The organism is Lysinibacillus sp. fkY74-1 (genome assembly GCF_053165895.1).
The window spans coordinates 682,701-702,509 of the sequence record NZ_CP170173.1; the positions used below are offsets into that span (position 1 = coordinate 682,701).

At 39.1% G+C, this 19,809-nt stretch carries 15 protein-coding genes and 1 pseudogene; 13 read left to right on the forward strand and 3 right to left on the reverse strand.

The genetic code is table 11. The features are described from left to right. Positions 1–105 precede the first annotated feature (105 nt). The 9 genes from ACE1MS_RS03155 to ACE1MS_RS03195 all read left to right on the forward strand — a co-directional run bounded on the left by ACE1MS_RS03155 (position 106) and on the right by ACE1MS_RS03195 (position 9,226). Positions 106–1,293 carry a DUF4097 family beta strand repeat-containing protein gene (locus ACE1MS_RS03155; RefSeq protein WP_012292923.1) on the forward strand — a complete coding sequence of 396 codons (1,188 nt, stop codon included), beginning with the start codon at positions 106–108 and terminating at the stop codon, positions 1,291–1,293. A 240-nt stretch (positions 1,294–1,533) separates the two neighbouring features. Beyond that, positions 1,534–2,220, forward strand: coding sequence for a cell division ATP-binding protein FtsE (ftsE, locus tag ACE1MS_RS03160; RefSeq protein WP_025116775.1), 687 nt, complete (start codon positions 1,534–1,536; stop codon positions 2,218–2,220). Further along, the gene (gene ftsX, locus ACE1MS_RS03165; protein WP_031418727.1) at positions 2,210–3,094 is read left to right on the forward strand and encodes a permease-like cell division protein FtsX; all 885 of its coding nucleotides are present in this window, start codon (positions 2,210–2,212) and stop codon (positions 3,092–3,094) included. Before ftsE ends, ftsX begins: the two co-directional genes overlap by 11 nt. 62 nt (positions 3,095–3,156) lie before the next feature. Continuing rightward, the gene (locus tag ACE1MS_RS03170; RefSeq protein WP_031418728.1) at positions 3,157–4,467 is read left to right on the forward strand and encodes a murein hydrolase activator EnvC family protein; all 1,311 of its coding nucleotides are present in this window, start codon (positions 3,157–3,159) and stop codon (positions 4,465–4,467) included. 330 nt (positions 4,468–4,797) lie between these two features. After that, a complete protein-coding gene (locus ACE1MS_RS03175; protein ID WP_036160843.1) occupies positions 4,798–5,430 on the forward strand; it encodes a hypothetical protein in 633 nt (210 codons plus the stop codon). Then, positions 5,427–6,014 (forward strand): redoxin domain-containing protein, encoded by a 588-nt coding sequence (locus tag ACE1MS_RS03180; RefSeq protein ID WP_012292928.1) that lies wholly within the window; start codon positions 5,427–5,429, stop codon positions 6,012–6,014. The genes ACE1MS_RS03175 and ACE1MS_RS03180 overlap by 4 nt, the downstream gene beginning before the upstream one ends. 245 nt (positions 6,015–6,259) lie before the next feature. After that, positions 6,260–7,702: a S41 family peptidase gene (locus tag ACE1MS_RS03185; protein WP_012292929.1), complete on the forward strand. Its 1,443-nt coding sequence runs from the start codon at positions 6,260–6,262 to the stop codon at positions 7,700–7,702. A gap of 121 nt (positions 7,703–7,823) precedes the next feature. Beyond that, complete coding sequence (locus tag ACE1MS_RS03190) at positions 7,824–9,005, forward strand: PDZ domain-containing protein (protein ID WP_036167199.1); 1,182 nt, start codon at positions 7,824–7,826, stop codon at positions 9,003–9,005. Next, positions 9,005–9,226, forward strand: coding sequence for a DUF2198 family protein (locus ACE1MS_RS03195; protein ID WP_012292931.1), 222 nt, complete (start codon positions 9,005–9,007; stop codon positions 9,224–9,226). The genes ACE1MS_RS03190 and ACE1MS_RS03195 overlap by 1 nt, the downstream gene beginning before the upstream one ends. A 140-nt stretch (positions 9,227–9,366) precedes the next feature. Here the strand turns inward: ACE1MS_RS03195 and ACE1MS_RS03200 are convergent. From ACE1MS_RS03200 to ACE1MS_RS03210, 3 genes and pseudogenes are all read right to left on the reverse strand, one after another. Then, positions 9,367–9,628, reverse strand: a pseudogene (locus tag ACE1MS_RS03200) (IS5/IS1182 family transposase); the annotation flags it as partial. 239 nt (positions 9,629–9,867) lie between these two features. Continuing rightward, entirely contained in the window at positions 9,868–10,194 is a 327-nt protein-coding gene (locus ACE1MS_RS03205) for an AzlD domain-containing protein (protein WP_012292933.1), read from the reverse strand. Beyond that, positions 10,191–10,925 (reverse strand): AzlC family ABC transporter permease, encoded by a 735-nt coding sequence (locus tag ACE1MS_RS03210; protein ID WP_012292934.1) that lies wholly within the window; start codon positions 10,923–10,925, stop codon positions 10,191–10,193. The genes ACE1MS_RS03205 and ACE1MS_RS03210 overlap by 4 nt, the downstream gene beginning before the upstream one ends. 125 nt (positions 10,926–11,050) lie before the next feature. Here ACE1MS_RS03210 and ACE1MS_RS03215 point away from each other — a divergent pair, with 125 nt between their 5' ends. The 4 genes from ACE1MS_RS03215 to addA all read left to right on the forward strand — a co-directional run bounded on the left by ACE1MS_RS03215 (position 11,051) and on the right by addA (position 19,759). After that, the gene (locus ACE1MS_RS03215; RefSeq protein ID WP_012292935.1) at positions 11,051–11,602 is read left to right on the forward strand and encodes a helix-turn-helix domain-containing protein; all 552 of its coding nucleotides are present in this window, start codon (positions 11,051–11,053) and stop codon (positions 11,600–11,602) included. A gap of 11 nt (positions 11,603–11,613) precedes the next feature. Continuing rightward, complete coding sequence (locus ACE1MS_RS03220) at positions 11,614–12,252, forward strand: TVP38/TMEM64 family protein (protein WP_012292936.1); 639 nt, start codon at positions 11,614–11,616, stop codon at positions 12,250–12,252. Between the two features lie 279 nt (positions 12,253–12,531). Next, a complete protein-coding gene (gene addB, locus ACE1MS_RS03225; protein WP_447402699.1) occupies positions 12,532–16,041 on the forward strand; it encodes a helicase-exonuclease AddAB subunit AddB in 3,510 nt (1,169 codons plus the stop codon). A gap of 1 nt (position 16,042) precedes the next feature. Next, entirely contained in the window at positions 16,043–19,759 is a 3,717-nt protein-coding gene (addA, locus tag ACE1MS_RS03230; RefSeq protein ID WP_447402700.1) for a helicase-exonuclease AddAB subunit AddA, read from the forward strand. The last annotated feature ends 50 nt before the right edge of the window (positions 19,760–19,809 follow it).

A 19,809-nucleotide genomic window follows, 5' to 3' on the forward strand; every position in this document is an offset into this window, starting at 1 on the left:
GCCTTGGTTGTGATAGAAAATCCATATTATTTCAATTTTGCAGTGAAACTTTTCAATTAAAGAATCGTATAAATAGTATAACGAACTGAGGGAGGCTATTTAGTTATGCAAAATGAACGTCAACGAATTTTAGAACTTGTAGAAAAAGGTACGATTTCGGCACAAGAGGCGATTACATTATTAGAGGCATTAGAGCAATCTGGCAAATCTACTCAAAATGTTATGGATGATGTGTCTAAAGAGTCACAGTCATTTTCAACTGACAAAGAGTCACTATTTGAAGAAAAGTCTAAAGATGGCGACAAGAAAAAAGAAGACTTTATGAAACATTTCCAAGATGAGATGCAAGATTTCCGTAAAGATTTAACGCAGATTGGTTCTCTTTTTATGGATATGATGAATACAGCTGTCAAAAAGGTGAAGGAATTTGATGTTGCTTCTCCATTTGGCGACAAAATTGAGTTTACACATACAGAAGAAGTGGCTGCTGCCAATGTAGAAAGCATTATCGCTGAATTACCGAATGGTAACTTTTCATTGGAATCCAGTGAGGGAGATACAATTCAAGTTATTTGCAAGGTGAAGGCACCGCTTATGAATGAAAGTGAAGAAGAAACACGCAATCACTTTTTAGAGCAATTTGTTGTGAAAGAAGATGAGCATTCACTTCGAATTCTAAGTCAATTAAAGCTTGTTCAAGTCAATGCGAAGGTACTTGTTCCAAAGGATAAACTTGAAAAGCTATCCGTCCGACTTATGAATGGTAGTGTTTCATTACAGGATACAGATGTTGAAGAATTAAAGGTGAAAACATTAAATGGTGCTATTAAAGGGACTAAGTTCAGTTTTGGGAAAGCGGAAGTAGATTCCTCTAATGGCTCCATTGAATTAACGAAGGTTCGCGGGAAAGATTTAGAAGCTGAAACTTTAAATGGTCGCGTTTATTTAGATGGCGCGTTGGATGAAGTAGAAGCTAAATCTGTGAATGGACATGTTGTGGTGACAACATGTTCAACAAATTCATCCAAAATAAAAGCTCAAACTGTTGCAGGAGCGGTTGAATTATATGTGCCTCGAACTATTTCATTAAGTGGTAAAGTGGTAACTAACTTTGGGAAAGTAGACGTCGGAATACAGGATGTTTCCAAAATGGAGTCCCAGGATCAATTCCTCTCTAAAGTTGTCCGTTTTGATAAAGAAGTGGAACATGCAAATCGCTTATTTATTGAGGGAGAATCAAAAACAGGTGCTGTTTTAATTCGCTACACAACAACAGATGAGCAGCAAGTTTAATACAAAGCATTCAGGCTGATTGCCTGGATGTTTTTTTCTTGTGAAACAGCAATCGACACCGTATGTCGTCGATTGCTGTTTTTATTGTATGTCATATTTTTAAGGATTATGGCAAGGAAAGAACGAAATAGAAGGAACTACCACGGATTGAAATGAAACTGTAATAAAAAAACAGAAATAGAGTGCTATAATAGTAAATGAAATACCTCTTACATAGTGAGAGTTTTAGGTGGTTTAATCATGATAGAAATGAAAAATGTGACAAAGAAGTACCCCAATGGCGTTGTTGCGACAAATGGTATTTCTGTAAATATAAAGCAGGGAGAATTTGTGTATGTAGTAGGCCCAAGTGGTGCAGGTAAATCTACATTTATCAAATTGATGTACCGTGAAGAAAAAGCAACGTCAGGGCAGATTATTGTTAATGGTATCGATTTAGCAACGTTAAAGAATAAGAAAGTCCCTTTTTTGCGTCGTCAACTTGGTGTTGTTTTCCAAGATTTTAAATTATTACCTCGTTTGAACGTGTATGAGAACGTAGCGTTTGCACTAGAAGTAATCGAGGAACAGCCTGATGAGATCAGACGTCGCGTTATGGAAGTTTTAGAGCTTGTTGGATTAAAGCATAAAGCCAGAATGTTTCCGAATGAGCTTTCAGGGGGAGAGCAACAACGTGTGTCCATTGCACGCTCTATCGTCAATGTACCAAAAGTTGTGATTGCGGATGAACCTACGGGAAACCTTGATCCAGAAACTTCATGGGAGATTATGAATTTATTTGAGGAAATTAATGCGCGGGGGACAACCATTGTAATGGCGACCCATAACCGTGAAATTGTCAATACGATTCGACGTCGAGTGATCGCTATTGAGGGCGGTTTAATTGTCCGTGATGAACACGGAGGTGAATACGGCTATGAAATTTAGTACAGTAAAGCGCCACTTCCGTGAAAGTATAAAGTCGCTTGGACGAAATAGCTGGATGACTATTGCGTCTGTCAGTGCAGTCACAGTTACACTTATTCTAGTTGGCGTTTTTGCGCTTATTATGATGAATTTAAATAAGGTGGCAACTGATTTAGAAAACGACGTTGAGATAAAAGTCTTAATTGATGAGACAGCAGATGAGGCCGCTGAAAAAGCACTCATTGAGAAAATTAAAAAATTACCTGGTGTCTTAGAAATGAACTACTCAACTAAGGAAGATGAGTTAACCAAATTAGTCAAAGATTTTGGTGACGATTTTAAACTATTTGAGCAAAGTAACCCATTACGTAATGTAATTTATGTAAAAGCTACTGAACCTCAGCAAACGGCAAAAGTGGCGAAGACGATTGATAAATATGAGTATACATATGACGTTATGTATGGCGAAGGAAAAGTAGAAAAACTATTTAACTTCTTAAATATGAGTCGTAATGTAGGAATCGTGCTTATTTTAGGGTTATTATTCACAGCAATTTTCTTAATTTCAAATACTATTCGAATTACGATTATTGCTCGACGAGATGAAATAGAAATTATGAAACTAGTAGGTGCCACGAATTCATTTGTACGTATCCCTTTCCTATTGGAAGGAATGTGGCTCGGTATTTTAGGTTCTATTATTCCGATTGCGGTTGTCACAACCCTTTACCACAATATATATAAAATTATTGCACCTCGTTTACAAGGTGAGCTCATTCAAGTATTAGATTTTTCTCCACTTGTGTATCAAGTGAGCGGTCTTTTGTTACTCATTGGTGTATTGATCGGTATTTGGGGAAGCTTCATGTCAGTGCGTAAATTTTTAAAAATTTAGTTTAGCACTCACAGCGGATATTTGTGAGTGGGAAAATGAATAGTCGAAGGGGAGTTCAATCGGTGAAAAGTAAGGCGAAAAACACATTGAAAACACTTGCAGTAGCATCTGCTCTCATTCTTTTTATCCAAACTCCATCAGCGTTTGCAACAAGTTTATCGGATTTAAAAGAAGAAAAAAAGCAAATTGAAACAAAGAAAAATGAATTAAATTCATCCATTTCAAACAAATCAAATGCAATTACAGCCAATCAAGAAAAACAACAAAAAATCATAGATCAAATTCAAGCATTAAACGCTGAAATCGACAAAACAAATAGTGATATAAAAAATGTACAAACCGAAATTCAAGCAACAAATGAAGAAATAAAAAAACTAGAAGAGTCTATTAAAGAACTTTTGCATAAAATTGAAGAGCGCGATGTTTTGTTACAAGAGCGAGCTCGAGCAATTCAAGCAGGAGGCTCTGTTAGCTATTTAGACGTATTATTAGGTTCTAATAGTTTTGTTGACTTTATTGATCGATTCTCTGCGGTCAATGCCTTAATGGAAGCGGATCGTCAAATTATTCAAGATCAAAAAGATGATAAGCAAAAATTAGAAGAACAAAAGCAAAGTGTAGAAGAAAAACGAAAAAAATTAGAAGGCCAACGAGCGGAGCTTGAACGACTAAAAGCTTCATTAAATAGCCAAAAAACTGAGAAAAATAAATTAGTTGACCAATTAGAAAAAGAGCAAGAAAAGCTAAAATCAGAAAAAGTATTACTTGAAAAAGAGTATTCAGAGGCTTTGGAAGTAAGCCAAGAATTACAGGATCAAATTATTTCTGAGCAAAAGCGTTTAGCAGAAATTGCTCGTCAACAAGAAGCAAAGCGTAAAGCAGCCGCGGCTGCAGCGGCTGCAGCTGCTGCCAACAATGGCGGTGGTGGCTCATCTGGTGGTACAGTCAATGCCCCTCAATCAAACGGTACATGGATAAAACCAACGAATGGTCGTTTAACATCACCTTATGGATGGCGTAACCTTGGAGCAGGCCCAGAATTCCATTATGGTGTAGATCTTGCCAATTCAACAGGGACACCAATTTGGGCAGCAGCAGATGGTGTAGTTGCTTACGCTGCACCATTAAGCTCATATGGAAATGTGGTCATTCTTACACATTCGGTAGATGGGCAAATCTATACAACTGTATATGCACATTTAAATTCATTTAATGTGAGTGTAGGACAAGAAGTAACACAGGGACAGCAAATTGCTGCAATGGGTAGTACTGGTCGTTCTACTGGTCCACACTTACACTTCGAAGTGCACATTGGTCCTTGGAGAGGACAGGCAGTTGGTAGTGTAAACCCGTTAAAATATATTCCGTTGTAAAAACTATAAGCTATACATTAGAGCCAATCTAGTGTGTAGCTTTTTTTTGTCCTTCATCATTATGAAGTTCTTAATTATGTTTAGTGCTCCAGCAAAAAATAATAGAATTACTAGCTAAACATAACTATTTGATAGACAGTAATTATTGAAGGTAGTGTTGAAAAAGGGAGGCACCTTCCTTTTCCTATTATCAAATTCTATTTAATGTTATGATGAATATATACATAGTGGGGTATATTTCTTAAGATTTTCTGAACACAATGTGAAACAGGCTTATTTTGAAAACGTTCTATGCTATGCTGTATGTATCTTTCGGAGGTGGATTATAGAGTGATCAATACAGATTGGTACTCCATCCGAGCACTAACTTTACCAGCAACTGCAATTGCTCTGCTTATTACATTTTTCATAGTTTGGCTTATTCTACGTTTACAATTTTCAAAAAAGTGGTCTGAGGCATATAGTGATGCAGCCTTTACGTTTATACTTGTTTGGAAATTTAGCTTGCTTGTCACTGACTTTAAAACAGTTGTGGCGCAACCCATCTCCTTACTATATTTCAACGGAGGTACGGTTGGCGTCTTTCTTGGCGCCATTGTTGCATCTTTGCAAATATGGCGGAAGCGACAAAAGCTCCCATTACAAGGCCATCATGTGATGGCGTATAGCTGGGCAATCATCTTAACCCAATCCATTTATCAATGGCTTGTTGTACTGCTCAACGACAACTCTACAACGAGTGAGATCACTACATTACTGGTACTAAGTGTTTTGACCATCTTCATACTATGGAAAATGCAGGGGATTAAGCGTGGCTTAATACTTTATACTACTGGCCTAAGCATTGTTGCTTTCTTCCAGCCACTTGGTATATGGCAAACGGCTGTAGGTATTAGTCTAGTATTGCTTTGTCTTGGCATTATTTTAGAACAAGAAGGAATCAAAGAGGGAGGTAAAGGATGAAAAAAAATATTGGACTGCTGATTGTCGTGCTTTTAGTAGTTGCGATGATTGGTACATATGTAAAACAGCAAATTGATGAAGACCGAGCAATTGAGAAATCTGCTCTTGGCAAGGATATTGAGGAGCGAAAAATTGGTTTAGGCAATGGAGATACGCCGCCTGATTTTTCGTTAACAAGCTTAGACGGGAAAAACGTCAAATTAAGTGATCTTCGTGGAAAGAAGGTTGTGTTAAATTTCTGGGCGACATGGTGTCCACCATGTAAGGCAGAAATGCCTCATATGCAAAGTTTCTATGATGAATATGGGAAAGAAAAAAATGTTGAAATCATAGCTGTCAATTTAACATCCGCTGAGCGTGATGTGACAGCTGATGCGAAAGTGGATACGGTGATGACTTTTAGAGATAGCTTTGAGCTAACATTCCCAATTTTGTTGGACCCTGAAAATTCAGCCGGCTCGGACTATCAAATTATTACCATACCGACCACTTATTTTATTGATTCTAACGGTTATATTCAGCGTGCCATCAAAGGACCAATGGACGTGGATATGTTAAAAGAATATGTAGATGCATTAGATTAGTTCATAAAAAATCTGTTCGATTTCTATAGTTGAAACGAGCAGTTTTTTTTATTTTTCACTGACTCAGTGATGAAAAATCTTTAAGTGAATAGAAGCTCGCGCATGATGAGGCCAAATTCCAGTAGGATAATGCCAATTATTCACAAATTGAGAGAAAGTATCTCTTCATTTCATAATTTTGAAAAGCAATCTTGTATGTTTGAAAAAATAGTGTCATACAGTAAAAGAGACGGAGGAGGGAAGATTTGCGCAAATTAACGGCCGGTGTCGGTGTCCTACTTAGTAGTTTAGTGGTAGGCAGTGGTATTTACTTTGATTGGTTTAATATGGGTGATAAAAAGGAGCCTGTTACGGAGGTTGACACAATTGGTGAGGCCATAACCCTCATTGAAGAAAAATCAGTGTACAATACAAAAAAGGATGCATTGGTGGAAGGAGCCCTTCGAGGTATGGCAGATGCCATTAAGGACCCTTACAGCACTTATTATTCCAAGGAAGAGGCTGAGCAACATCGACAAATGCTAGCTGAGGAAAGAGTAGGTATTGGTATTGAACTCTCAGAAAATAAAGGGAAATTTATCGTAGTTTCCCCTGTTCGTTCATCACCAGCAGAGAAGGCTGGTATGCGTTCACTTGATGAAATTGTACAAGTTGATGGTGTTCGTGTAGATGGGAAAACGATGAGTGAATTAATGCATTTAATTCAAGGGGAGAAGGGGACGAAGGTAACTATTGTTGTGTACCGTCCAAGTGAGGATAAGCATATTAAAATGACGATGGAACGGGCAGCTATCTCTAACAAGACGGTCTCAAGTGAAGTTGTAAAAGTAGAGGACACGACAATTGGCTATGTTTCTATCTCTCTGTTTGGTGAGAAGACGGCAAATGAGTGGGTTGCTGAAACAAGTAAGTTACTTCGGAAAGACGTTGAAGGAATTGTTATTGATGTTCGTGATAATCCAGGGGGTTATTTACATAGCGTCGCAGCGCTACTAAGCACAGTATTAGATAGTGGCAAGGTATTTGCATATATGCAAAATGCTGAAGGTGCTATGGAACCATTAAAAACACAAACAAAAGGTATCGATGAAAAATATTTAGAAAAGATGAACAAGATTCCGATTGTTGTTTTACAAAACCAAGGTAGTGCTTCTGCAAGTGAAGTATTAAGCGGAGCCTTAAAAAGCTGGGGACGTGCTTCTCTTGTTGGAGTGAAGAGCTTTGGGAAAGGAACGGTGCAGGAATCATGGGAGCTTTCTAATGGAGGAGAGCTTAAATTATCTACAAATAAATGGCTAACACCGAAGCGAGAATGGATTCATGGGCAAGGCATCGAGGCTAGTTTAGTAATTGAGCAAAATGAATTGTTCGCTTTTCAACTACATCCACTGACAGGGAAGTTTAAAGTGGGCGATATGAGCGAGGAAATTTCTTATTCACAAAATGCCTTGCAGAAACTTGGCTATCAAATAGATCGGTTAGATGGCTATATGGATGATACAACGGCTGAAGCGGTTAACCTTTATCGAAAACAGAAAAAATTAAAGCTAGCAGAAGATGAATTTTATATGGATACGACCTTCTTTAATAGCTTGAATGAAACATTGAAAAATTATAAAACAGATCGTCAGAATGATCAACAATTCCAAATGGCAACTAGTTTTTTACTACACACAATCGAACAATAAACTAATTAGTAGAACAAAAATACCATAATACAAAGCTTTCTATGAGTTTGTACTACGCAAGAGTGTAGTCGTTTGATACAATAAATTCATAGTATTCAAGATAGAAACGGCGGGTGTTCGTATGGTTAGTGAGATTTTATTAGAAATTGTAACAGCGATTGGCCGCTTTTTACTCAACCCATTACTGTATATAGCCATAATATTTGCTATTTTATTAGGTTATCGTCGCGTAAAGCAGGAGCGTAAATATTTTAATAGACGGATTATTTGGGGCTGGACAGAGTTAATCGGACAATGGAAAGATGGATGGCTTTATGCTTTGCTTATTTCCCTGATTAGTGTGGCGGCAGGCCTTACCGTTCCAAAAGTTTTTTTAATCCTTGTAATAGCAGTCTCTATCGTAGGGCTCGTATTGTATTTCCTGAATGCTTTGTCACCTATTTTAACCATGGGTGTAGCAACGCTAGCAATATGGGCTATGTTTTACTACAATTGGTCATTTACTTGGGGGGGCATTTCCCTGGCAGGTGTCGATTTAGAGAATGGGGCTATCGTTACCATTTCTATTATTGTAGGTCTTTGCGTCATTGCTGAAGGGCTTTTAATTCGACGTGCGGCAATGAAGGTCACAACACCTGGTATGGAAAAAACAAAACGAGGTATGCAGGCGATTGTCTATCGTTCAAGAAATGTTTGGGTATTGCCCATTTTCTTTGTTATGCCTGGTGATGCGATTTCTGCTGTATTCCCGTACTGGCCACAGTTTACGATTGGGGATACTAGCTTTGCACTCGTCCTTTTCCCACTCGTAATTGGCTTTTCCAAGCTGATAAGAAGGGAATTACCGGCCCTAGTATTACCTAAAATTGGACGTTCTGTAGTGATACTTGGACAGCTTATTTTAATAGGGGGACTGGCTGCATATCTTGAACCAATGATCGGTTATATGACGCTTGGGTTGGGAGCGATTATCCGTATCATCATCTCCATTTATTATGCTCAGCAGGATAAAACAGATCATTATGCGGTAGCACCTAGCACAAAGGGTGCTATTATTGCAGCAGTGCTTCCTGATTCGCCAGCTGAGAAAATGGGCTTACTTGCAGGGGAATGTATTCGGAAAGTAAATGGTGTTTCTATTTTTACAGAAAATGAATTATACGAGGCATTACAATTAAATGCAGCTCATTGTCGTCTTGAAGTGTTAGATCGAAACAATGAAATTCGTTTAACGCAGCATGTAATTTATAGTAATGATCATTACCGAATTGGATTACTATTAGCTGAGCCGAGGGATATATAATGGACGTTTTTGGCAAAATGATGTTAGCGCTCTTCATACCTGCTTTATTGGTGCTATTGTTCACAAGAATTACGTTTAATCGCTATGTTGCCCTATTATTGGCCATTGCGCTTATCGCTGCCTCTGTATATGCTGGATATACATCTCCACCAATTATTTTCGTTATAGATGCATTTTCATTGACAGTGGGCTTTTGGCTAGCAAGTAAAATGAAGAAATAAACAAGGTCAGTCCTCATGGGGGACTGACCTCAGACTGTCGACAAAAGGAATTGAGAAGTTCACACTCGATTCCTTTTGTCATTTTTTTCTTTTTCATTATGTTTAAAAATGGTAATTTGATATCCAATAAAACAGACTCTTCAAGTATAAGAACTCTTTGAAGCCGCCTGCCACGTCCAAGTAGCTAGTTTCTTTAAATTCATGGCAGCAAGTAGTAGGTATCGCCTGCATGGACAATTTTTCAGACCTCTAGGGAAATTTGTTTGATGTCATAGGAATGGCGTAAATGTTCAGCTTCCTCCACATACAGTTCCCCAATATGGCGTTGAATGAGTTTTTTGTGATTCTTACTTTCTGTATATTGGGAAAGGCTTGACACTTAGCACCATTCAAAGGTTTCGATGTTTCTCAAAAATTTACCTATGTAGATGGGGTACTTTATGTAGAAGTTGATAGGAACGAAGGGCGGCGACTCCTGCGGGAAAAGCGGGAAAGTCGAGATCCTGGACTGAGCGAAGCGAGGGAAGCAGCTCGACCCCGCCCGCGGAAAGCGTCCGCCCGTAGTGGAAATCAACGGCTTTACTTTATTTCATTGAGTTTGTCTACAGTCTAAGGTCAGTCCTCATGGGGGACTGACCTTTTTACATGAAAAATCGCACAGCTGCCATGATGATCACTCCTGCAACGACAGTAATAGATAAACTTTTCGTAATCAGTGCAATAAGTAGCGTTGGAATAAATGTAATAAAGACTGGCCAATCAAGCGTCACAATTTTGCCGCTTTCGGTATCGATTAAATTTTCAATGACAAGAGCACTTAAAATACAAACAGGAATAAAACTAAGCCACTTCAGGACAACATCTGGAAGTGTAACACTGCGTACAAAAATAAAAGGAATGACACGTGGTAGCCATGTGACAAGCGCACAGCCAATAATTAGCCATACCATATAAGCGGTTGTTGTCATTTATCTGTCACCACCCCAATGGTTGCTACGATTACTGTTGCTAGTAAAACAGCCACATGTGAAGGTACTATATAAGATAGACCATACATAATAACAGCCATATAGCCGATTAACTTAATATAATGCACGATTTTACTTTTGCCGACACTACTCAATTGTAAAACTAAAAGAGCGACAAACATAGCGATTAAGGCGAAATCTAATCCCCATTGTTCAGGATTTGCCACCCATTGCCCTAAGAAGGCACCCGTGACACAAGATAAAATCCAAAAAAGATACGCAGTTAAGTTAAGCCCATCCATCCATTTACCGTATAATTTACCGGTTTGCATTTGCTTAGTCACAGCCACTCCAAAGGTTTCATCTGTTAATAAAGTACCGAAGCCTACATTTCTAAGCATGGAATAACGCGTAAAATGAGGTGCTAATGTTAAACTCATTAATAAATGGCGTAAATTGACGACAAAAATGGTTACAATGATAGCAGAAGCAGGACTACTTGTTAAAAGTAGTGCACAAAAGATAAATTGTGCAGAGCCTGCATAAATCAATATAGTTAAAAGGGCGATTTCTAGCACTGATAGTCCTGAAGCGGAACCTACAACACCGAATGCAAGTCCTATACTAATATAACCGAGTAAAGTGGGTACACAATCCTTCACGCCTTGTATAAAGCTATCGTTAGGAGAGCTTGTTGCCGGATCATGATGAAGCTCTGTTGTACTTGTCATAAATAGGTCATCCTTTCTTAAAAATTTCCATGTATACTGTTGATGGAATAGTTTGATAGTTCTTGATGTTTATTAAAGTATACATATGTCTGATAAAATAAACAATAGAAAATTGGTGATTATAAATGGAACAAATGAGTCGAAATTTAGCCTTTCAATTAAAGAAAATTAGACAACAACGACATTTAAGCTTAGATGATGTTGCCAAAGCGACAGGCGTTAGTAAAGCGCAACTCGCTCAAATAGAAAAAGGAGAGGCCAATCCTACGGTATCAACCATCTGGAAAATAGCTGCTGGTATGCGTATTTCATTTTCTTCATTATTACAGCCGCCAACAGCTCATTTCATGCGTTATAGCAGTAAGGATGTGCCACATGTTGATGAGGATGAGGGACGCTATCGTGTCTATTCAATTATTCCGTATAATCCAGAACGAGGCTGGGAATTCTACAAGGTTGAAATGGAGCCGGGAGCTGTTAGTAGGAGTGAAGCCCATACAGAAGGGGTAGAGGAAACTGTCATGATCATCAAAGGACAAGCTGCTATTTCTGCCGGAGATATGCATGAATTACTGGATGAAGGGGATACACTAGTATTCTCGGGGCATCAACCCCATGAATATCGAAATACATCTGAAGGGTTAACAATTTTTCATTTAATTTTACAGTATAAATAGAGGTGTCGATATTGAAAGAATGGTTTACAGTAGAAAATATTGAACTTGTGGCGGCGCAGTATCGAACACTCGGCCCCATCATTGGTTTACTGCTACCTTTTCTAGAAGCGTTTTTACCATTCCTACCATTAGTGGTGTTCGTTGTAGCTAATGCAAGTGCATTTGGCTTATGGCTTGGGTTTTTATTATCTTGGTTGGGTTCTGCAGCTGGCTCCTATGTAGTGTTTTTGCTTGTCCGACATTTTGGAAAACATCCAAGGTTGCGATTTATAACTGGCAGTAAGAAAGTACAGAAGCTTATTAAGTGGGTGGATATGAATGGTATAAGCCCTCTTTTTGTCCTCCTATGTTTCCCTTTTACACCTTCTGTCATCGTGAATATTGTAGCGGGTTTATCTCATATTCATAAAAAGTTTTACTTAGTCGTATTACTAGCCGGCAAGTTCGTCATGATTTTAGGTATGAGTGTATTGGGATATGATTTAAAATCGTTACTAACAAGCCCCGTGAAATTAATAATTGCAGCTGTTGCGATTGTTGTTTTATGGTTTATCGGTAAGCTGATTGAGAAGCGATTGAATGCCCGTGTAGAGAGAGATTTAAAACAAGCGCGAAATTTGACGAAAAATCAGGATCACCATGTAAGATAAATAGTTGAAGCCTCTTTGAATAGCTGAAGAGGCTGTTTTTTTGTGAAATGAATTCATTGGTTTTTATTGTCTATCGAAGGTTGATAGATAGTATTTGCTAGTTTTTTTCGATAGAATTTAAGATAGCTAACCATCGTTGTTAATGGCGTAATCATTTTTAACGGAATATGATTTAGTGATAGAAACGATAAAAAATAATTTATATATAAATGTTAGTGAATCGCTACTAACGCTCAATCAAGATAGGTAGAAGGCAATCTATAGAGGAGGGAAACGGATATGACATTGCGAATTGTTTCAGGACGTTCAGGAACAGGGAAATCGGTATTTATTCATCAAGAAATTGTTGAACAGCTAAAGAGTGATCCACTAGGTCATCCTATTTTTATAATTGTTCCTGACCAGATGTCTTATTCTACGGAATATGAGCTAACGAATAGGCATGGTTTGCAAGGCTTAATTCGTGCACAAGTGATGACGTTTAAGCGTTTAGCATGGCTCGTTTTACAGGAGACTGGTGGGATTGCTCGTAAAGAAGTAAATGGCTATGGTTATCGAATGCTAATCCGTAAACTACTGGAGGAACAAAAAAGTGAGTTCTCCTTATTCCGACAAGCTGCTGGAAAACGTGGTTTTACGGAGGAAATTGAAACACTTTTAAAAGAATTTAGTCGATATAGTGTAAATAGCTCTGTTTTAGCTGAGGTAAAGGAATCCTTAAAGGCAATTGACGCGCCAAATACCTTACAAGCCAAAACGAATGATTTATATGTCGTTTTGCAGGCATTAGAGGAACGCCTTGGTACGACATATGTCGATAGTGAGGGGTATTATCCGATTTTAACGGAGCAATTGAAGTATGCTGAAACGATGAAGCAAGCAACCATTTACATTGATGGTTTCACGGCCTTTACGGTGCGAGAGTTAGAGCTGGTCCGTGAATTGCTTAAGGTCACTAAACATGTAACTGTGGTTCTTCCGTTTGATCATATAGACGAAGCTTTTGATGAACAGGCTCTTTTTCATGAAGCGGCGTTAACGAATCAGCGATTACATGATATTGCAAATGAAGAAGGCATAGACGTTGAGCCACCTTTACATTTTTATTATACTCAAAGATTTCAATCTGAAGATTTACAACATGTAGAGGCAAATTTTGCTAATATGGTGCCCCACACCAAAAAAACTTCTGGAGATGTAATGGTATTTGAAGCATCCAATCGTAGAGCGGAGGTTCACGCGATTGCCCGGGAAATAACAAAGCTTACAAGAGAATATGGCTATCGTTATCAAGATATAGTCCTTTTATATCGACAAGCAGAGCTTTACGATCCATTGATTACAAGTATTTTCCAACAATATGAAATTCCTATATTTACAAATACTAAAAAAACAATGCTCCATCATCCATTGATAGAGCTTAGTCGTTCGGCATTAGAAATCATGACGTCTAATTGGAAGTATGAGCCTGTATTTCGAAGTGTAAAAACAGATTTGTTTTTCCCCTTACAAGCGGAGCTAACTATCTGGCGTGAACGAGCTGATCGATTGGAAAATTATTGCTTAGCGCAAGGAATCTATGGTGAACGCTGGTTTGAAGAGCCTCGTTGGTTTTATAAAAAGTATCGTGGGCTTGAGTTCCATTCGCGTGTACAAACAGATGAAGAACGTGCGATGCAAGCAGAAATTGAGGCAATTCGTGACGAAATTCGTCAACCGTTAAAGAGTTTACAAGACAAACTGAGTATAGCGTCAACAGGTAAGGATATTGCCACCGCTTTATTTGAGCTAGTAGAGTCATTACAGGTATATGAGAAGCTTCAAGCTATGAAGGATCGTGAGCTTGAGCGAGTAGATGCACTCGCAGCGAGTGAGCATGAGCAAGCTTGGAATGAATGGATCAATGTACTGGATCAATTTGTCTATATGTTTGGCGAGCAGGAGATGTCAGTGGAGGAAGCGGCTAAAATTCTTGATGAGGGCTTTGATACATTAGAATTTTCTCGCATTCCGCCAACCTTAGATGAGGTTATGGTAGCGACGGTTGATTTAGCTCGTTTATCCAATATTAAAGTGGCCTTTGTTTTAGGGATGAATGATGGTGTGTATCCAACTCGGATGGAATATGAAGGTTTATTGTCAGATACGGAGCGTGAATGGTTTAGTCAAATTGGTTATGAGCTAGCACCAACCTCTTCTAACCGTTTATTACAGGAAAATTTCTTATTTTATCGAGCGGCCTCCACACCGTCAAACAAGCTTTATTTGACGTATCCAACAGCAGATGAAGAAGGAAAGGCACTGTTATCGTCTCTTTATATAAAAAAATTCATCGGAAATGACAAAATAGCTGGGTTGTTGAGTGGTGTTCAAGCGGAGCGTGTTGTAATGGATCCAATTGAATTATTAGATGAAAGTGCTTTACCGTATTTACGCCATCCGCGAACAGCGTTAGCACATTTAATGGTGCAACTACGTCAGGCAGAGCATAGCCGTGAGCTAGCACCAGAATGGTTAGCGTTACAAAAATTTTATCAACAGGACCCATATTGGGCACTTATTTTTGATCGGGTACATTATCCAATTACTCATAAAAATGAAGCAGAGCCATTGGAAACCTATATAACACAAGAGTTATATGGGCAAAAGCTCACATCTAGTGTGTCTCGAATAGAGAAATATTTTAGATGTCCATTTTCTCATTTCACAACGTATGGTCTACGTTTAGAAGAACGTGCGGAGTACCGTTTGGAAACCTTTGCAATGGGTGATTTATTCCATGAGGCGTTAAAGTGGATAACAGAGGAAACTCACCGACTGCAACTATCCTGGATTCGTTTAACAAAACAACAAATTAAACAGTTGGCACGTCAAGCAGTAGAGCAAATTGTTCCTGTCTTCTCCCATCAAATTTTATTGTCTAGTGCACGTTATCGCTATATTCAGCGTAAGCTTATTCGAATTGTGGAACGCACGATGATGGCATTGACGCAGCATGCAAATGTGTCTCACTTTAAACCAATTGCGATCGAGGCATCGTTTGGCCCAGGACAACATGAACAGCTTCCCCCTCTTGAGATTGATTTGACTAGTGGTAAGAAAATGTTTATGCGAGGGCGTATTGATCGAATAGATAGTGCCACGATAGATGACCGCTCTTATTTACGGATTGTTGATTATAAATCATCAGCTCGAGATCTAGATTTAAATGAGGTTTATTATGGTTTGTCTTTACAGGTTCTTACCTATTTAGACGTGGCAATGGAAAATAGCACCTATTGGCTTCCAGGGGAAACAGAACCTGCTGGGGTACTGTATGTCCATGTCCATAACCCCATGTTAAAACTAGATAAGGATATGACGGATAGTGAAATAGAAGAGGACCGATTAAAGCAGTATAAAATGAAGGGTTTACTGTCTGAGAATGCTGAATCCATTTTATCAATGGACGAGCAGTTAGAGGAAAGTAGTGGTCACTCAAAAATTATCCCAGTCTATATGAAAAAAGATGGAACACCTTCTGAATCGCAATCTCGCATTGTGCCTGTGAAGGATATGAAAAGACTTCAGCATTTCGTACGTCGTAAGCATCAGGAGGCTGGGAATGGGATTTTGTCTGGTGACACGGCCATCAGCCCGTATAAATTAAAATCCAAAACGGCCTGTGATTATTGTCAGTTTGCAGCAGTTTGTCAATTTGATCCATCTGATGGTAAACAAAACTATCGTCAGTTAATGCAAGCGAAACCAAATGAAATTGTTGATAAAATTCGGAAGGAGATAGAGTAGCATGGTCCAAACAATTCCTATAAAGCCGGCGGATGTCTCATGGACAGACGATCAGTGGAAAGCCATTTACGCTAGTGGTCAGGATACACTTGTGTCGGCTGCAGCGGGGTCTGGGAAAACAGCGGTACTGATTAATCGTATGATTGAAAAAGTTATTGCTACTGACAATCCCATTAATGTAGATGAGCTACTGGTGGTGACCTTTACGAATGCTTCAGCAGCTGAAATGCGCCATCGAATGTCAGAAGCTCTAGAAAAGGCTATAGTAGAAAATCCAACTTCCAGTCATTTAAGACGACAACTGAGTCTTATTAATAAGGCGCAAATATCAACATTGCATTCTTTTTGTTTAGCAATTGTTAAACAGTACGCTTATTTGCTCGACATCGATCCTGGATTTCGTATTGCTAATGAGGCAGAGGTAGCCTTATTAAGAGATGATATAGTAGCGGATGTTCTAGAAGGAGCCTATGATTCTGAAGAAGAGACACAGGTACAAGCTATTTATCGACTTGTGGATAGCTTTACGTCAGATCGAGATGATCAGGCTATAGAAACGCTGATTAGTAAGCTTTATGATACTTCTCGGGTACACGCAGAGCCTCAAAGATGGCTGTGGAGCTTACCGAAAGCTTATGAATTAGCGGAGGAAGTGACCATTGATGATTTAGAGCTATCCCACTATGTTAAATTGACTGTTCGACATAGTTTGGAGGAAGCCTTCGTACTAATTTCAGAAATGCGAGCAATTACCCTCCAACCCGATGGACCAGCCCCATATGCTGAAACGGCAGAAATTGATTTTGCTATGATTCAGGAAGGGATTCGAATAAGTCAGGAAGGTACATGGCAGGAACTCTTTGATTATTTTGCGACTGTCAAGTGGTCTACATTAAAGCGAGTATCAAAGGACGCTTTAGTAGACGTGGAGTTACAGGAGCTTGCAAAGAAAAAGCGGGAAGCAGCGAAAAAAATTATGAATAAAATGAAAGAAACCTATTTTATTCGCACCCCCGCACGTTTGCTAGAAGAAATACGCTTGATGGCGCCAATAATTGGCACATTAGTGGAATTGACGACTATTTTTAGTGAGCAATTCAGACTTGCCAAGTTAGAGCGAGGTATTATTGATTTTTCAGATTTAGAGCATTATGCACTGCAAATTTTAACAGTTGAGGTAGATGGAGAGCTACAGCCATCCCCCGTAGCGCTTGATCTGAAAAAACGTTTTAAGGAAGTACTTGTGGATGAATATCAGGATACAAATATGCTACAGGAAACGATCTTACAACTTGTCAAATCAGGAGAAGAACAGGATGGAAATCTGTTTATGGTGGGAGACGTCAAGCAAAGTATTTATCGTTTCCGCTTAGCCGAACCTAAGCTCTTTATGAGGAAATATAGTGAGTTTTTGGAAACGCCTGATGCAACGGGCATGCGTATCGATTTAAATGCCAACTTTCGTAGTCGTAAAGAGGTATTGAACGCGACAAACTATATTTTTGCTCAAATTATGGGTGAGCGTGTCGGCGAAATTCTCTATGATGACAATGCGTCATTAAAGCCAGCAGCGCCCTATGATGAAAAAGAAGTACCTGTTGAGCTTGTCGTGATGCATCCTCCACAGGATGAGGAAACAGTAGACGAGCAAGAGGATAAAACTGATGAAGCATCTGAGTTAGAGGAATTAAAAAAGTCACAATATGAAGCACGCTTTATTATTGATCGTATACGACAGATGATGGAAGATGGCACCACTGTCTATGATACGAAATCAATGACAGAAAGGCCATTGAAGTATAGTGATATTGTTATTTTAATGCGCTCTATGACATGGTCGACGGATTTAGTGGAGGAATTTAAACTAGCGGGTATTCCACTTTATGCAGAGTCGTCCAAGGGCTATTTTGATGCACTGGAAGTCATGATTATATTAAATGTCCTAAAGGTAGTGGATAACCCTTATCAGGACATCCCCTTGGCTTCTGTACTGCGTGCACCTTTTGTTGGCTTGACGGAAAATGAATTAGCTAAAATCCGCTTAGCTGATTCAAAGGTACCTTTCTATGATGCATTACGACAATTTATTCGAAGTGAAGGACATGGAGTACAGACGACTACATTTGAAAAACTTCAACGCTTTATGCTAGCTTTTGAAAATTGGCGAGATTTAGCACGGCGTGGATCACTATCAGATTTAATTTGGAAGATTTATTTAGATACACATTATTATGAAATGGTTGGTGCAATGCCCAATGGTAAGCAGCGGCAGGCCAATTTACGTATCTTACATGATCGTGCATTAATGTATGAGCAAACGGCCTTTCGAGGACTCTTCCGCTTTTTACGCTTTATAGATCGGATGCGTACACGCGGAGATGATTTAGGGACTGCTAAATCAATTGGTGAAAAGGACGACGTAGTACGCCTTGTGACCATTCACTCCTCCAAGGGATTAGAATACCCTGTAGTCTTTGTGGCAGGAATGGGACGCCCATTTAATAAGATGGATTTTCATCATCCTTATTTATTCGACCAAGATTTTGGCCTAGCTGTAAAGGCCATTGACCCAGAAAATCGGATAACTTATACTTCATTACCGTTTTTGGCGCTGAAAGAGAAAAAAGAGCTGGAAATGCGTGCAGAGGAAATGCGTGTCTTATATGTTGCCATGACACGTGCAAAGGAACGTTTGATTTTAGTGGGCTCCGTGAAGAATTGGGAGAAAACACGAGACAACTGGCAGGATGCACAAAATATACCGAGTGATGCTCCGCTTCAAGAATATTTGCGGGCTAGAGCTAATAGTTATCTAGACTGGATTGGACCAGCTGTGGCAAGACATGGTGACTTTGCCTCCCAAGCTACCACTTCATATAAAGAATTGGACAGTCCATCCCATTGGTGGATACAGCCCATTGATACGAGACATTATTCGTATGATATACAGGCATTTAATGATGAAATACAACAACACCTTACAACACAAGAGGATGAGGCACTTTTATCCGAAATAACGACACGCTTTCAAGCGCAGTATACGTATCAAAAATCAACAAGAAAACGCTCTAAAACGTCGGTTAGTGAAATTAAGCGTATAGAAAACTTACAGCGTCAGGAGGAGCCAGAATATTATTTTGCTACTCCAGCTAAGCGGACTTCAACTTCTATTGCACCACGACCAACCTTTTTACAGGATCAACAGCTAACAGGCACGGAAATAGGAACGGCTGTACATACAGTGATGCAGCATATTCCACAGTTTGGCTTTGATACTATTGAAGCTGTAAAAGGCTTTGTAGCAAATTTAGTAGCAAAACAGCTACTAACAGAGGCAGAGGGAAAAGTGGTTCCGATAAAGAAAGTTTATCATTTCTTTCATACCGAAATTGGACAACGCTTTAAGCAGGCAAGACAGATACGTAGAGAAATGCCATTTACTATTAGTAGAGTAGATGAAGATGGGGATGCTCAAATCGTCCAAGGGATTATCGATTGTTTGTTTGAGGATGAATATGGTAACTGGGTCTTGCTAGATTACAAGACAGACCGCATCCTCCCACATTTTGCAAAGGAGCCCGCCCTGACAAAGGAAATAATGGGGCGTTATGCTGTTCAGCTTCGTGTTTATAGTGAAGCTATTGAATCGATTTTACAAATTAAAGTAAGTGAAAAAGTGCTGTATTTATTCGATAATGAACAAACTGTACAGGCATAAGCATTTGTTATGGAAAGCGGAGTCATGCAATTTTTGCTTGCTCTGCTTAC

Bases quoted from the DNA above. Each gene is read 5' to 3' on its own strand.
- ACE1MS_RS03155 (WP_012292923.1), top strand. From the start codon at position 106: ATGCAAAATGAACGTCAACGAATTTTAGAACTTGTAGAAAAAGGTACG.
- ftsE (WP_025116775.1), top strand. From the start codon at position 1,534: ATGATAGAAATGAAAAATGTGACAAAGAAGTACCCCAATGGCGTTGTT.
- ftsX (WP_031418727.1), top strand. From the start codon at position 2,210: ATGAAATTTAGTACAGTAAAGCGCCACTTCCGTGAAAGTATAAAGTCG.
- ACE1MS_RS03180 (WP_012292928.1), top strand. From the start codon at position 5,427: ATGAAAAAAAATATTGGACTGCTGATTGTCGTGCTTTTAGTAGTTGCG.
- ACE1MS_RS03190 (WP_036167199.1), top strand. From the start codon at position 7,824: ATGGTTAGTGAGATTTTATTAGAAATTGTAACAGCGATTGGCCGCTTT.
- ACE1MS_RS03195 (WP_012292931.1), top strand. From the start codon at position 9,005: ATGGACGTTTTTGGCAAAATGATGTTAGCGCTCTTCATACCTGCTTTA.
- ACE1MS_RS03205 (WP_012292933.1), bottom strand. From the start codon at position 10,194: ATGACAACAACCGCTTATATGGTATGGCTAATTATTGGCTGTGCGCTT.
- ACE1MS_RS03210 (WP_012292934.1), bottom strand. From the start codon at position 10,925: ATGACAAGTACAACAGAGCTTCATCATGATCCGGCAACAAGCTCTCCT.
- ACE1MS_RS03215 (WP_012292935.1), top strand. From the start codon at position 11,051: ATGGAACAAATGAGTCGAAATTTAGCCTTTCAATTAAAGAAAATTAGA.
- addB (WP_447402699.1), top strand. From the start codon at position 12,532: ATGACATTGCGAATTGTTTCAGGACGTTCAGGAACAGGGAAATCGGTA.
- addA (WP_447402700.1), top strand. From the start codon at position 16,043: ATGGTCCAAACAATTCCTATAAAGCCGGCGGATGTCTCATGGACAGAC.